The organism is Paenibacillus sp. PAMC 26794 (genome assembly GCF_000316035.1).
GTDB lineage: Bacteria > Bacillota > Bacilli > Paenibacillales > Paenibacillaceae > Paenibacillus.
The window spans coordinates 1-14,224 of sequence record NZ_ANHX01000078.1 but is presented as its reverse complement, the minus strand read 5'-3'; the positions used below and the strand labels follow the sequence as shown (position 1 = coordinate 14,224).

The 14,224-nt window shown below is 47.8% G+C and carries 14 protein-coding genes; 2 read left to right on the top strand and 12 right to left on the bottom strand.

Annotated features, from left to right (window positions below):
- Positions 1–28 precede the first annotated feature (28 nt).
- From D829_RS31875 to D829_RS31870, 9 genes are all read right to left on the bottom strand, one after another.
- Complete coding sequence (locus D829_RS31875) at positions 29–658, bottom strand: PepSY domain-containing protein (protein WP_036662257.1); 630 nt, start codon at positions 656–658, stop codon at positions 29–31.
- Between the two features lie 239 nt (positions 659–897).
- On the bottom strand, positions 898–1,698 hold the full coding sequence (locus D829_RS0125065; RefSeq protein WP_017691663.1) for a PepSY domain-containing protein: 801 nt from the start codon (positions 1,696–1,698) through the stop codon (positions 898–900).
- A 78-nt stretch (positions 1,699–1,776) separates the two neighbouring features.
- Positions 1,777–3,153, bottom strand: a complete 1,377-nt coding sequence (locus D829_RS0125060; RefSeq protein WP_017691662.1) for an ATP-binding protein — start codon at positions 3,151–3,153, stop codon at positions 1,777–1,779.
- Positions 3,150–3,905, bottom strand: coding sequence for a response regulator transcription factor (locus tag D829_RS0125055; RefSeq protein WP_017691661.1), 756 nt, complete (start codon positions 3,903–3,905; stop codon positions 3,150–3,152). Before D829_RS0125055 ends, D829_RS0125060 begins: the two co-directional genes overlap by 4 nt.
- A 55-nt stretch (positions 3,906–3,960) precedes the next feature.
- Positions 3,961–4,605: an SDR family oxidoreductase gene (locus D829_RS0125050; RefSeq protein WP_017691660.1), complete on the bottom strand. Its 645-nt coding sequence runs from the start codon at positions 4,603–4,605 to the stop codon at positions 3,961–3,963.
- A gap of 316 nt (positions 4,606–4,921) precedes the next feature.
- Positions 4,922–6,103 carry an NAD(P)/FAD-dependent oxidoreductase gene (locus D829_RS0125045; protein ID WP_017691659.1) on the bottom strand — a complete coding sequence of 394 codons (1,182 nt, stop codon included), beginning with the start codon at positions 6,101–6,103 and terminating at the stop codon, positions 4,922–4,924.
- 24 nt (positions 6,104–6,127) lie between these two features.
- A complete protein-coding gene (locus D829_RS0125040; RefSeq protein WP_017691658.1) occupies positions 6,128–6,574 on the bottom strand; it encodes a DUF1641 domain-containing protein in 447 nt (148 codons plus the stop codon).
- A gap of 689 nt (positions 6,575–7,263) precedes the next feature.
- Entirely contained in the window at positions 7,264–9,063 is a 1,800-nt protein-coding gene (locus D829_RS0125035; protein ID WP_017691657.1) for a sigma-70 family RNA polymerase sigma factor, read from the bottom strand.
- Between the two features lie 37 nt (positions 9,064–9,100).
- Positions 9,101–10,033, bottom strand: coding sequence for a hypothetical protein (locus D829_RS31870; RefSeq protein WP_017691656.1), 933 nt, complete (start codon positions 10,031–10,033; stop codon positions 9,101–9,103).
- Between the two features lie 192 nt (positions 10,034–10,225).
- Here D829_RS31870 and D829_RS33110 point away from each other — a divergent pair, with 192 nt between their 5' ends.
- Together D829_RS33110 and D829_RS0125020 are read left to right on the top strand one after the other, a co-directional pair.
- Positions 10,226–10,399: a CsbD family protein gene (locus tag D829_RS33110; protein ID WP_017691655.1), complete on the top strand. Its 174-nt coding sequence runs from the start codon at positions 10,226–10,228 to the stop codon at positions 10,397–10,399.
- 332 nt (positions 10,400–10,731) lie between these two features.
- A complete protein-coding gene (locus tag D829_RS0125020) occupies positions 10,732–11,250 on the top strand; it encodes a cupin domain-containing protein (protein WP_017691654.1) in 519 nt (172 codons plus the stop codon).
- Between the two features lie 276 nt (positions 11,251–11,526).
- On the opposite strand, the gene D829_RS0125015 is transcribed toward D829_RS0125020, so the two are convergent.
- The 3 genes from D829_RS0125015 to D829_RS32665 all read right to left on the bottom strand — a co-directional run.
- Positions 11,527–12,606 (bottom strand): DUF1835 domain-containing protein, encoded by a 1,080-nt coding sequence (locus D829_RS0125015; protein WP_017691653.1) that lies wholly within the window; start codon positions 12,604–12,606, stop codon positions 11,527–11,529.
- Between the two features lie 68 nt (positions 12,607–12,674).
- Positions 12,675–13,340 carry a TVP38/TMEM64 family protein gene (locus tag D829_RS0125010; protein WP_026081403.1) on the bottom strand — a complete coding sequence of 222 codons (666 nt, stop codon included), beginning with the start codon at positions 13,338–13,340 and terminating at the stop codon, positions 12,675–12,677.
- 262 nt (positions 13,341–13,602) lie between these two features.
- Positions 13,603–14,224, bottom strand: a 622-nt coding sequence (locus D829_RS32665; RefSeq protein ID WP_017691651.1) for an HNH endonuclease, incomplete at its 5' end; no start/stop codon positions are given.

Below are 14,224 nucleotides of genomic sequence, written 5' to 3'. Positions count from 1 at the left end.
TTTATCGGCATATACTCGCCCTTATTGCTTAATCTTGGTCGTCAAAATCCTGGTCGAACGATAACACTTTACCTGTGTTGGCATCGATATCTACATCTGCTTCACCTTGAGCGGTTCTCAGCTCGATCTCATACACATAGCGACCATCATCATGATCCAGCTCGACTTTGGTTACTTTACCACCCGTCACTTGTTTCAACGCAATGTTTGAAGCTTGGGATGCCGTCAATTTGACCTCCTTGGAAGCAGAGGTGTTAGATGTGTTGCCTGTTACAGTACCTTTATAATCATCGTCATCATCGTAGTCTTCATCATCCACGACCGCAAGAATTTTGCCTGTATAAGCATCCAGACGAACAACAACATCATGGGTTCCTTTTCTGTCGATCTCAACTTCATAGAACGTTTGGCCGTTTCTACGCTCCAGATCCACGTCATCCACTTTACCATCAGCTGCTTTTAACGCCAACGCTTTCGCTTGTGATGCATTCAGCATTTTACCTGTGCTGTTCTGATTCTGTGTTGCAGATTGTGTTGTTGACGTTGGTGTAGTTTGCACCGATTGTCCGTTCACATTCCCGCTAGCCGCTACGGCTGATCCACCAAGTAATACTGCTGCTGACAAGCTACCAATCCAAAGTTTATGTTTGTTCATCATCATCATCCATCTCCTCGTTGTTGTTGTTTTCGTTCTCGTCTACATTTATAGAATAACCTGCAGGAATGAGAGATCAGCGAGAGTTAGATTAGAATTTGATGAGAAAATGAAGAGAATGCTCATTTAATGAGTGTTCATTATGTATGTAATCTAAAAGAAATGAAAAAGATGACCCCTAAATTAGGAATCATCTCTCTAAAGCAATTTAACACTATATTTAATGTGTTCCTTGCAACATGTTAATCATCGTCCTCATCCCAAGTCACCGAACGAATCGCTCCCGAGATGGCATTCACCTGCACAATGGCTTCCCGGCCATCCTCCAGATCAATTTCAACCAGATAATATGGATTCCCGCTGTTGGTTCCACGCAGTTCGATGTCATCTACTTCCCCCGGGATCTCCGCAAGTGCCTTCTGCTTGGCTTGTTTCTCGCTTAGAAACTGAGGTTTGGGATCATTCTTGGTTGGTTCAGTTGTCGGGGCTGCTATTGTTTTGGAAGCTATCGTCTCTCCCGTATATGGATCAATCGTGAGTTCTTGACGGCTGTTATCCTTTGCCTTCACTACCGCGGTGTATACCGGACTGCCTTGCTGCTCCACAAGTTCAAGCGAGACCAATTGGTTATCTGTTTGTTGTTTTAACAACGCCGTCTTGATCTGCTCGCGGCTCCATAACGTCTTCTCTTCCGCTTGCGGGTTCGACTCCAGCCGTTTGATGGAATTGACGGTAGCCGTCACGGCATCCACCTGCACGTCATATAGTCCGGTCTCCGAGCGGAGCTGCATGATGTACGTCCCGTCCTTCAACGTGGAATTCACAATCTCACCCGGATATTGATCCAGTATAGATTGGGCTGCCGCATCTGCAGTAAGTACCGCACCAGTCGATTGCCACGGCTTCCACCACACAACAGCTGCCACAATTAGCACAACGAGAAGCCCTGAACCCCACCAGAGTGATTTTCGCGATTTCGCCCATCCACTGTTCGTCTGTTCATGCCGTTTCATCTCCGGTGGTCGCTGCTCATGCTCTGTCATCACGTTTCCCCCTATGCACTCTCTTATCATCCCCAGTTGATCTGATGCTTATCAGTATATAAGAGAAGAATGAGAATTTCATGAGAGCGGTCCGTTCTGAACGGATAAAGGCAAAATAATCGAAGCCTCGGTGCCTTCACCCTCGGTGCTGGTCAGTTCGATCCGTGCTCCCACTGCTCCTGCAAGCTCTTTGGCAAGTGACAATCCCAGACCCGAACCGCTTGCGCCTAAGCTGCGTGTCCTGGCCGGATCAACCCTGTAGAATCGGTCAAATACCTTCTCCAGCTCTTCCTCCCGCATACCAATCCCGGTATCCACGATCCGAATTCGGCACTCTTGCCCCTTGGCTTCCAGCCTGACTTCAATTGCATCTTCACTATACTTCCGGGCATTATCCAGCAAAATAAACAACAGCTGCTTCAGCTTGCTCTCATCGCTGATCGCCCAGATTGGACCTGGATCTACACACCGGACTTCACGGTGATAGGCTTCGCGAAACGCACGTGTGGAGTCTGTAGCCAGTCTTGTGATATCCACACGCTCCAACTGTACATTCCACTGCTCTGGCTGCTTCGCGAGCAGTAACAGTTGCTCGGTCATCTCTCGCATACGAACCGATTCGGACAGAATAGCCTCCACCGCTTCATCAAATACCTCGGGCCGCTCTTTTCCTCGCCGCTGTAGCAGACTGGCATAACTCTCAATAATGGTCAGCGGTGTTTTGAGCTCATGAGATGCATCCGATACAAATCGCTCCTGTCGTTCAAAGTTGGATTCGAGCAGATCCATCATCCGGTTGAACGTCTGTCCCATCGTTTTCAGTTCATCCTTCGATCCTTCCTCCAGTGGAAGACGCTTGAATTGGCCGCTGGACTGGATGTCAGTCATCGTACGTGTCATCTGCTGAATCGGTCTGGTCATCCGGTTCGCCAGAATTCGGCTGGAGATAATGGCTGGAATGAGAGCAACAATCGTGACCGCCACAAGCACAGTTCGCAGTACAGACAGACGATTCTCCGTCTCTGCAATGCTCTCGGTGACCTGTACATTCACCACCTCGCCATCAGGCCAGATGACCGGGACTGATACCCACACATAACCAATCTGCTCAACTTGGGTATACTCCGATTTCTTCTCACTTTCGTACTTATAAGGCAGCTTGCTCAACTGCTCGGAAGCTGCTGTTGTCGTCACCGGGGAACTGGTGCCGTCTTCATTAACAATCCGAAGCATGCCGTTCACAGGCGCGTAGGCCCGCAACAAGTCATCCGGCGGAATGGAGCCGGCAGACTGACGCACTCCTTTGACAATAGACTCTGCTTCCGCTTCCACCCGATTAACCTCGTTATCAATCGACATCCGCTCAAACACGATGTAGACCGACAGGTTCACCGCGATTAACAGCACAGCAAATAATACAGACGAATATCCGTAGATTTTACTGCGCAGGCTCATAACTGTTCCTTCAGGACGTATCCAACGCCCCGTACGGTATGTATTAAGGGCGGTGTGAATCCGTTATCCACCTTTTTGCGCACATAACGGATGTACACATCCACCACATTGGTATCTCCATAATAATCGTATCCCCACACGGCCTGCACAATCTGGTCACGACTGAGCACCTGACGTTGATTCTGCAGCAGATACACGAGCAGGTCGAACTCACGTGGAGTAAGCTCAATGGCCACACCATCTCGGGATACCTCTCGCGTTCCTTCATTTAGTTTCAACCCGGCAGCCGTCAACCAGCCCGCCTCAGCTTCATCCTGATGCCCAGAAGAGTTATTCCCCGTGTCAGCAGGTGTAGACGAAGAAGCGGAAGAAACAACAGACGCCACTGCACTAAGCCGCAATGCAGCCCGAACTCGGGCAAGCAGCTCTTCAATCTGGAACGGCTTAGTGATGTAGTCATTGGCTCCGAGATCCAGGCCGGATACTTTGTCTTCTACAGAATCTTTGGCAGTGAGCATAATGATCGGTACTGTAGCATCTTTGGCCCGAACTCGCCGCAACACTTCAATTCCACTCAGACCAGGCAACATTACATCCAGCAGAATCAGATCCCACTGTCCTTCTGCATACTTCTCCAGTCCTTCTGTTCCACTACCAGCCTTGCCTACCTGATATCCCTCATACTGTAGCTCCAGTTCCAGCAGACGTGCTATTTTGGGCTCATCCTCTATGACCAGCACGGCTTCGTTCATGCAGCGCTCCCCCTCATCCCCATCATTTCATTCTCCCGTTATCTTACAATAACATCTACAATTTGCCCAAGGCATCTTCAACCGGATGCTCCCCGGCAATCAGATCAAAGGCCATTCGGTAAGTCTTCTCTTCCTGCAAAGAAGCCACGATGACACGAGCTACATCTTCACGTGGGATGCTTCCTGGCTCCAGATCGGTTCCAACTGCAATCTTGCCTGTGCCCGGTTCATTCTTGAGACCACCTGGACGTATAATCGTGTAATTCAGATCACTTGCAAACAACGCACGATCCGCATAATGTTTCGCCACGTAATAAGGCTTAATGGACTCTGACCATTTCTCTCGTTGATCTGCTCCATACGCACTGACCAGAATATATCTGGAGATTCCTTGCTGCTCTGCGGCTTCCATCGTCTTGACCGCACCGTCGAGATCAATAAGCAGTGTTTTGTCCTGACCGGTAGATCCGCCAGAACCCGCCGTAAACACAATGGCATTATGATCCTTCATTGCCTCAGCCAAGTCCTGAACACTACCCTCCAGATCACCGATCACTACATCGGCACCGAGTTCCTTCAGTGCGTCCGCCTGCTCCGGTTTGCGGATCATGGCCGTTACTTTATGTTTGCCTTCCTGTACCAGCTGCTCCACCACAAACTTACCGATTTGTCCATTTGCTCCTATAACTAAAACGTTCATACGTCATTTCTCCTCTCAGTTGAACGGACCGTTTGTTGCGGCTCCCCGTTCCTTTTATTTAAAGATGCTCATCCTATAATTTAAACGAAAGCCGGCGCTTCTAAGCGCCGGCTTCATGTCCATGCCCGTTCAGTACATCTATGAAATGTGAAGTCTTCCGTTGTCCCATTAATATGCCATATACCCTAGGTGGTTTATACGCCACCTCACATCGACCACTTCTGCCGCGCCCATTTACATCTGGATATCTGCAATTCTCTATAAAAGTTACAACCAAAAAAGACGCCCAAAAGGGCGCCCTTGAATGGCATTAAGATTAATAAGCCAGTGCGAACAAACCGTGAATATGAGCCAGGTAACGGATGTTACTTGCTTCTTTCATCATGGTTGCAGGCAGACCTTTCAGACGAGTCTGGTTGCCACCGATCATGCCGACAGCATCTTTACGACCCAGACTTCCCAGCGTACCGGAGAATACTGGTGTGAAGGATTCCATTGCGCCACCTTTGAACATTACGCCCAAGTTGTGACCGATGGTTTCACCCATTTGCCAAGCCAATTGTGCTGTTGGAGGGTACGGGCGAGCGCCTTCGCTAGGGAAGACCACTGCGCTGTCACCAGCAACAAACACGTCTTTGTGAGAAGTAGATTGCAGAACTTCCGTAACTTTCGCACGGCCACGATCCACTTCAATTCCGCTGTTAGCAACAACCGCGTTGCCTTGTACGCCACCTGTCCATACGAGCGTGCTCGTAGGGATGGAGCTGCCGTCTTTCAGCAGAACTTCGTTTTCTTTCATCTCAGTAATCGCTACGCCAACGATGAAGTTAACGCCACGTTTCTCAAGACTTGATTTAGCACGCTCAACCAGCTCTGGCGGGAATCCTGCCAGGATGGAAGGACCTGCCTCAACCGTGTGCAGGGATACTTCTTTGAAATCGATCCCTTTTTCTTGACATACTGCAGGAAGCAGGTCAGCGAATTCGCCAACAAGCTCAATACCAGTCAAGCCGCCGCCACCAATAACAAACGTAGCGTCTGCTTTGTTGCCGGACTGTTTGTAAGCATCAAGACGCGCTTCAACGTGTGCACGAATACGGTTTGCATCGCTAACCGATTTGAGCGTGAAGCTGTACTCTTGCAATCCCGGAATTCCGAAGAATGCCGTTTCGCTGCCCAAGGCAACGACAAGTGCATCGTAAGAGTATGTGGAGCCGCTGGTCATCAGAACTTTTTTCTCGTCCGGCTTGATTGTATCCACCGTATCGATTTTCAAGTTCACGTTTTTGCCACGCAGCAATTTTTCGAGTGGAAGAGCAACTGCTTGTTCAGCAATGCTTCCCGCTGCAAGACGGTGCAGTTCCGTGATAATTTGGTGTGTAGGGTAACGGTTCACGACAGTAATTGTCGCTTCTTCCGGAGACAAGTATTGACGCGCAGTCAATGCAGTCAACAGACCGCCGTATCCTCCACCCAAGATCAAAATTTGCTTCGACATATCCATCCTCCGTTCTTCTAAGTCTTAACGTTTCGGTTGTTGACGCTCGTTCAAGATGCTCAAGAAAGATTGAGCAAAACGAAGCGATTGTTGTACGTTTGGATCTTTAAGCATTTTCAGCATAGCGAACAAGCCAACTGAAGTTTGCTCTGTTTGCGCACGGTCATTGGCTTCGATAGCAGCAGAAGCTACACCTTTAGCTTTGTCTACAACAGGCTTAGCGAACTCGCCCATTGCGCTCATTGTGTCGCTGATCAGAACTTTGTCTGTTGCTACACTTTGTGCAAAGTCATAAGCTTTTGTCATAGCAGTAACCATTTCAGCCAATTTAGGCAGGTTCTCCACCAGAACGGTTAAAGACTCCTGTACCTCAGGCTTCATCAGTTGATCCAGAACGTCCAAGGACTGGCGCTCGGAAACGTTGGCACCTTCTGTAACTGGCACCTCTTGTTGAGTAGGCGATTGTGACATAAGAGAAAGTCCTCCTTTACTTTGGGATAGAAGTCCGCGACTTTCATGATGCCTGTCAAGCAGAGCCGAACCACAAAATACATCGAATACATCTAAATGTACCAAATTTCACACAATAGGATGAGCGTAGCTCAGGGCCACTCCCATATCATGCATTGTATCTTGGATCTATTGCGGACAACATGTGTTGACGCACAAAACGACAAGCAGGCCGAAACCGAACTCTATACCCTTATATTACACCTCTTACACATGAACATGAAAAAGAAATTTTTTACACTTGTGAAGATATTGTGAACATTGTAACAAAATCGATTTTTTTGTCAACCCATGAAGGCAAGCTAACGCCGTCGATCCTCCTGTCCAAGATCCGTATTCCTACCACATGTGGTATTAAGACAAGATCACATATGACCAGATGTGCGATATGTACACAAGGAAGGATTCGTTTATCCAAAATTTCAGGAATTGTTTTCCAATATCACAATTTTCATGCAACGAAATTGGTCACTGTCGTTATTATGCAGCGTTGGGCTCAGCCTTATTCCATCATTGAGACATCTTTTCTATTTCAAGTATGAACCTCTTGCAGCACGAATGCAAAAAAGACAGAAAGAAGGCCTGACGGATCGTCCTGCCTCCCTGATATATGTTTTCACTGTTTGCCCGATCTGATCGTTACAATTAGGTCACACCATAACTATTTCTGGGGAATGCTGATCCATTTCTTCAAGCAATGCTTTTATTGCAACGACGGCGGCTCGCTCCAATTCCTCCACTTCCAGAAGTATCGAGATAGCCTGATCGGCATGAAGCTTCTCATTAGGAAGTCCTCCATCTGGAAAAGGAAATAATGCCACGAGTGTATTTAACTTTTGGGACATGTTTCGATATAACTCTTCTGCCTGAAGACAGAATGGAATCAAGCTGGAATAGCAGGCAGTCGAAGCCCACTTTAGAGAAAGTTCTTTGAAAAACTCACTTGCATAACGTCTTGCATCCCACAAAACCGCAATGTTATAGGCGTGACCGTTTGGTTCTACCCGTCTATATTCTAGGGCTTCTCTCCAGACTGCATAGGCAGCCACACCACTGACTGTGTTCGGCAAGGTATACGGGTCCTCTCCACGATAATGAGCCAACACAGCTGTCAGTGCCGCGCGCAAGTTCATTTCTCGTATCATGCCATCTGATTCGGCTGCCAGTACAAATACTTCCTGATTCACACCCCGGCCTACATGATCATAGGGAATTGTTCCTGATTTAGTGAAATCGGTACCGTGTAGGGTCCGGGCTGCGTCATCATAGCCATATATCAACCCGAATTCGGGAATATTCAGGTCCCACACGACGGCCGGAATTCCCCGATGAATGGAGTAACGTATCAGGGAGAGTGCCTGAACAAGTCTTGGATTAAGCAACCTTTTCCCCTTCGCTTTCTCCTCTAGCATCGAAGGATCGACCAGATTGGCATTGAGTCCCGCTTCGCTCGCCAAAGCCTCAACCGCATGGGAACGATAACCCATATGTTGCAATCCTCTTGTAAGCACCTCTTTGAAGTTATAGGCGGTGGGTCCAGCGATATGTATGTCCTGAGGCAGGGTGGTCAAACGAAAAGAAAGTCCACTCATCCCCATAATCATGGGGAGAGACGGAGATGGACCGATATAACCTAACATCTCGTGAATGGATGCTGCTGCCGAGTTCCAGGTTTGGGGAGCCCGAAACGAAAGGGGTTCCTCCAGAGTCACTCGATTTTGCCCGAGTGAATTCCACTCTGTCAGCATTTCTTCTACAGATAAATGAATATGAAGCTGAGACACTTTTTTACGTGAACGGGACAGAATTTGATACACATTGGCACTTGTCAGGTTGAATTTGTAGGCCATTTCTTGCGGTGACAGCTGCTCCATCCAATATGATGTGAAGACCTGTTGTTCTCTTTCATTTAGACAACCCAACAGCCTGTGGAGATTGTTCCTCATTTCCTGCTGAGCAACAGCTTGATACGGATCATAGTCTGTCTCCTGCGATCTCCGATTGGTGTCGTTCAAAAGATGATTCAGCGTCATGTCGAGCGAGTCTTGATCGCTCCATGAGGCATCATCGGCTCCAAATCCAAATGCAAAGAACGAAGAAAAATGTTGTTCCCGCTGCTGCTCTTGGCGCTGCATATGTGAGTACGCCTGATTACGCACAATGCGCTGCATCCAGGCCATAAAACGCTCAGCATTCTGAAGCTGTCCCATATGAATGAACGCACGAATAAGCCCATCCTGTAAAATGTCTTCTGCGAGATAAGAATCATACGTAAGTGCTCGCACATAACGAAACAATTGCCCACGGTAACGGTGAATCAACTCTCCAAAGGCCTCTGTATCCCCAGTTTGGGCTCGCTGGATAAGCGCGATATCCGGCTCCTTTTGCCGATCCTCTAATGTCTCATCTTCCCCTAGCCTGATATGGCGATTGTTGGTTAATCCATCCATGTATATCTCCCTTTCTTATAACGTTGCTTCACTTTCATTACTCCATCTTCAAAATAGAAGCTTCGATCATGGCTTCCGTCTCTGCGAGTGCCACCATGATTGTCGCAGCAGCCTCCCAGTTCCGAGAGACAAGACGGGATTGGCATTCCCCGAATTGGCGGGATTGTGCATATTTCAAAGCAGAAAGGTCAGGATGGATTGTGTTAAAAAACAAACCATAATCATGGGCACGACGCGCGCCTACTGGCAGAGCAAAATACACATAATGAGCCCACTCATTACCATCGATTGCTCCAGCACGAACCTGTTCCGCCTTATGCAGAATGGCTGAAGCTCCGGTTCGTCCTTCCTGTGCAGCAATATCATGGGTCTGTTCTGTAAGGGTTGATTTGAACCAAGTAAAAGCCCGGCGGTTAATCTCCTCCAGATCAGGATGTTCAATGCGTTCAGGACTCCACCATCGTCGATACACACCGCTACTCCATGGGAATTCAGACTTCCATGCTTCCTCAAGTTTATCGAGTGTCAGGAAGACATTCGGAAAGCCAGCCGGGTCATGCAGGCATATTTCATCGCCCCTCATATTGAGCGCCACTACATAATGATCGCAACCACCCAGATTGGGAGAGTTGGGATTGTAGACGAGTTTGCCCATATCCAGCGGCCCCATCATCACAGGGCCCTGCTTCAAAGCCTCCTTTAGCTCATCTACAGGCATCTCTGTACCCCGTGCTTGCACACTTTCGCGCACACTAAATCCCAGAATGCTCATCGCCTTGCTGATGGCCAGATCAGGACTAGATGTACAGTCATCAAAAAATAGAAGGTCTTCCTGCGTGCGGAAAGCTCCTAGGGAAAAGCCACCTATAGCTTCAAGGACACTCGGGTCAACCTTTTCTCCAATGGACGACAGCAGCATTGAAGCTGAATTAGCGTAACAATACGCACCATTTCCAATATAATTGCTCATATCATAACATCCTCTCATTCCTTTAATGAAGCACGCGATTATGCAATGCCTATACTTATACTGACTCTTCGTACAGATCATTTCTGACAGAATATCCAGAACAAAGTTCTGACCGCCATGAAATAATGAACGTTTAGAATGCGGACATCCCGGTTAATAAGGACTACACCAGAAACGAAGGAGATGTTCGATATGAGTAATTCAACTAGCGATAAAATCAAAGCAGGCGTAAACAAGGCCAAAGGCGAAGTGAAGGATCAGATCGGTAATGCAACCAACAACAGATCCCTTCAGGCTGAGGGTAAAAAAGACAAAGCCAAAGGTGCTGTACAGGATAAAATTGCCGACGTTAAAAGAGATCACTAGAGCCTTTTGATTCAAAAGTCAGAAAGCACGAAGATTTCGTGCAATAGATCGTTTAAAAATAGCCTAACCGTCCGTGTTCGGAAGCTATCCGAAGATGAGACGGAGGCGCAAAAAAGCCAAGGAAGGTGTTACTCAATACACCCTTCCCTGGCTTTTTTTGTGTATATTAAATTGCTGGAACTACGTATCTTGCCATATCGATAATTTGCATTTCTCGTGTTTTAGAGTTTTTCGTGCCGACTGTGACCTTAAGATGGTACATGTTCTATCATTTTACATATTTTTGTTCACACTTGTGGTTCCCGGGTAAGTTATAGAAGAGGTGAGATGAGATGAATGAACGGAAAAAAAATATAGAGACGTTATTCCTTCAGGATGACGGTGTAATTCCCAATCATCCGACCCTGCCTGTGCTTTTGTATAAGAACGTATGGGCTGAAGAGGCCCTTCACGCAGAATCGTTGCTGAACCGTAATGGATGGGGAAATAGCTGGTTGAATGGTGTGTTCAATTATCATCATTATCATAGTAATGCTCATGAGGCTCTTGCTGTGGTGAGTGGATTCGTGAAACTGATTTTAGGCGGAGAAAATGGACCGAAAGTTTACCTTCAAACAGGCGACGTTGTCGTGCTTCCCGCTGGAACAGGGCATAAACGTCTGGAGTCCAGCACTGATTTTCGTATTGCCGGTGCCTATCCGGGCGGTATGAGTTACAACACACACACAGGTGAAGAAGGCGAGCGACACAAGACTCTTCAGGAAATCCGAGAGGTTCCGATTCCGCGGACTGATCCGGTCTATGGACAGAACGGGCCACTCATGGAAATTTGGAATGGGAAGAAGTCATAATACAAATGAAGATCATAAAGAAGAATGTTATTGGACAATGCACAAGCGAAGCTGGTTCAGTACTTAACGAGAAACAAATAGACTGTTTCCCGGACATGTAGGAGAATTATGCCGGAGTACAGTCTATTTAAGTGTTAAGTCTGAACAGCTGGTATCGGAGACACTTCGTGATTATATTCCTGTATGCGCAAGGAACTGTTCATATCTTCCGTCTTATTTCAGACTTTGCGATCTCATCGCTTGTTTTCTATCTGTGCGTTTCAGCCTTAGTCCCTTTCAGCGCTCGGCAAGCCGAACACTGTAATACCTCATGGCAAGTGGCTTTCCATCCATTTCAAGTTGGCCTTGCAGCACCAGTTGTCGTAGACGATACTCCACGAACGCATCACTTATATGCTGGCTGCTCGTACCAATCACTTCACCTACAATACGAGCTGCTCGGATATACGTGCCCTGCTCCCAGTTCGGTGTCAGTTCCCTTACCTTCTGCATAATGTACTCGTCCAACGCATCTTCAGGCAGACTCCGAATCACGCCATTCTCCATCATACGTAATAGCCCAGGCTGTACCGAAAGTTCCAGCCAATCCTGTTCCAGCTGGAGGCGTTCTTGCTTGGACAATGGCTCTTGCTCAGAGCAAACGTGCCACATCACCAGAAGCTTTTCCGAAAGAATCTCGCCTGTGTGAAGCACATCGTATTGAACGTCAGGTCTATTGAATAATTGCTGATATAAGCCACTCGTTTCGATAAGATATATGGGGTTCTCGCTGCTCCGTAATAAATGCATGGCATAGAGCAGTCCTGTATTCTCATGTGCATTATTCGCATACCAGATAATGATCGACGTCTTGGAATCAAAGGACTGTATTGTGGCTTTGAGATCAAATAATGATTCCAGTTCATGCAAGCCATATGCCTGACGGTCATTGAGACACATTCGTTCGGTCAGCCAGAGATGCCTACGTTGCAAGTCTGCACGCCGGGTGAGATCACCTAACGGCCCTACCGCATAATTATCATCCATAGAGAAAAAACTCCGTTTTTCCTGATCAGGTAATGTACTCATCCCCATTTTCAGACTACCTAGAGGTGATTCTCCAAACGTGATATGAATTTCATTTGGCTTGTCGACCTCGGCAAGAGCTTGTTGTTCTAGACGCCCCAGATCAAAAGGGGTATCCATATTCCGAAACAGGGACTGTACCACTTCCGCAAAATCCACCTTTTCGCCTTGCTCTTCCTGCCGCTTGACCACTTGTGCTGATTTCAGATAGAGCACACGCAGTACTGAACGAAGTTCATCTTCACTCATACGATTTATCGTTCGGCTGAATGCATAGATATTATCATTCATGCTGGGTCCTCCTTCCTGCCAACGTCAATATTGTCAGAATCAATTCTGCGCACTGATAGTTCTTATATTTATGAAGAAATCGATTTTCCAGAGGGTTGATTCAGATTATTCAGCTCTTCACCATCTGACGATGACCGTGTAAAGTGTCGCTCCAGTTTGCGGCTTGCCCACAGGGATACCGCAATAAACAGTAATACGCCTACCCAGCGTACAGGGTGCTCCAGAAATTGTTCCACATTGGAACCGATATACGTAACTGAGAAGATCATGATCGCTTTACCACAGCCCACCGCAAGCAAGAAGGATAATAATCGCATTCGTGCGATACCTGCCGCCACATTAATAATGACGAACGGACCTACCGGGAAGATACTCAGCAGAAAAACATAACTGAATGCATTCCTTCGAATCCATACCATGCTGAGTTGCACACGAGGTTTTCGTGCCCATCGCTCTACAAAAGCGGATTTCCCAATCTCACGTACGATCAGGAACGTAACGGTACAACCGAGGACCATACCGATCCATGAATATAAAAACCCTGCCCACAGACCGTATACCGCACCGTTCACGCCTACAATTAATAGCGTTGGAAGTGGCGGTACAAATGATTTCATAAACGTAAGCAAAATTCCCGGTAACGGGCCCAGGGAGCGAAACTTCTCCAGCCAGAAACGAATATTTTCTTCCGTAATATATGACATAATGTCCAATGCTGCCGGGGTCATCTGCATCCATCCAATCTATACAGTCTAAGTTCTTAGGTTTGATGTTCACTATACATTTCATCATTCATATGGATGATGAAGCTTCTTTAGCAACTCCCTCCCAGTATAACGTACATCTTCGATGAACACCGTTGTCAATTTGAAGAAATTATTGCACAGCGAACTCACCTCCCACCCAAATCAGAATTAAATCAAAAAAGCACACCTCGACCTCTGTGGTCTTGGTGTGCTCTTTATATCAAAACCCCAATTCCATCTTCGGGGGCATTTATCCTTCTTCCAGTTGCGCTTCCTGCATGGCCAGTTCAATCAATTCTGCCTGATGGGCAGCATTCCATTCGGGAATACCGGAACGCATGAACTCTTCGGCATCCATCGCTGCTTTGGACTGGTTGCACAGATTACAGGCGCAGACACAGTTGAGCGGGGTGGTATGTCCACCTTTGGCACGCGGCAATAGATGGTCAATCGTATCTCCATACGATCCACAGAAGTAACAAGTGTAGTGATCCCGGGTCAAAATATACCGCTTGAAATCCTTGTTGCTGAACAATCGGCGAATCGTGTACCGATTGACCACCACAGCTGCTTTTTCCTTGACCAGCGTGGCCGCAAGCTCCATGTCCACTTCTTGATGCCAACGTCTACCCTTGTCCGTCTTGCCCCTCATCCGTACCATGCCTTGCCGGTTGGTCCGGAGCGAAGCCGGATCTTCCGGGTCGATGGCCACCGGGACCGACGGGGTCTGGCGGCGGGGGCGGCCATCCGTGCCAGCCCCGTGACTGCGGCTGGCATGCGCGGGTCGCTGCCCGGATGTACCGCGGGCAGCGTCTTCGCCGCTCGCCTTGGGCGCACGCGCCTGGCGCGGCTTGGACCCTGGCGAGCCAGGC

Excerpts from the sequence above, each read along its gene's own strand:
- D829_RS31875 (WP_036662257.1), bottom strand. The coding sequence starts at position 658 with ATGATGAACAAACATAAACTTTGGATTGGTAGCTTGTCAGCAGCAGTA.
- D829_RS0125065 (WP_017691663.1), bottom strand. The coding sequence starts at position 1,698 with ATGACAGAGCATGAGCAGCGACCACCGGAGATGAAACGGCATGAACAG.
- D829_RS0125060 (WP_017691662.1), bottom strand. The coding sequence starts at position 3,153 with ATGAGCCTGCGCAGTAAAATCTACGGATATTCGTCTGTATTATTTGCT.
- D829_RS0125055 (WP_017691661.1), bottom strand. The coding sequence starts at position 3,905 with ATGAACGAAGCCGTGCTGGTCATAGAGGATGAGCCCAAAATAGCACGT.
- D829_RS0125050 (WP_017691660.1), bottom strand. The coding sequence starts at position 4,605 with ATGAACGTTTTAGTTATAGGAGCAAATGGACAAATCGGTAAGTTTGTG.
- D829_RS0125045 (WP_017691659.1), bottom strand. The coding sequence starts at position 6,103 with ATGTCGAAGCAAATTTTGATCTTGGGTGGAGGATACGGCGGTCTGTTG.
- D829_RS0125040 (WP_017691658.1), bottom strand. The coding sequence starts at position 6,574 with ATGTCACAATCGCCTACTCAACAAGAGGTGCCAGTTACAGAAGGTGCC.
- D829_RS0125035 (WP_017691657.1), bottom strand. The coding sequence starts at position 9,063 with ATGGATGGATTAACCAACAATCGCCATATCAGGCTAGGGGAAGATGAG.
- D829_RS31870 (WP_017691656.1), bottom strand. The coding sequence starts at position 10,033 with ATGAGCAATTATATTGGAAATGGTGCGTATTGTTACGCTAATTCAGCT.
- D829_RS33110 (WP_017691655.1), top strand. The coding sequence starts at position 10,226 with ATGAGTAATTCAACTAGCGATAAAATCAAAGCAGGCGTAAACAAGGCC.
- D829_RS0125020 (WP_017691654.1), top strand. The coding sequence starts at position 10,732 with ATGAATGAACGGAAAAAAAATATAGAGACGTTATTCCTTCAGGATGAC.
- D829_RS0125015 (WP_017691653.1), bottom strand. The coding sequence starts at position 12,606 with ATGAATGATAATATCTATGCATTCAGCCGAACGATAAATCGTATGAGT.
- D829_RS0125010 (WP_026081403.1), bottom strand. The coding sequence starts at position 13,340 with ATGCAGATGACCCCGGCAGCATTGGACATTATGTCATATATTACGGAA.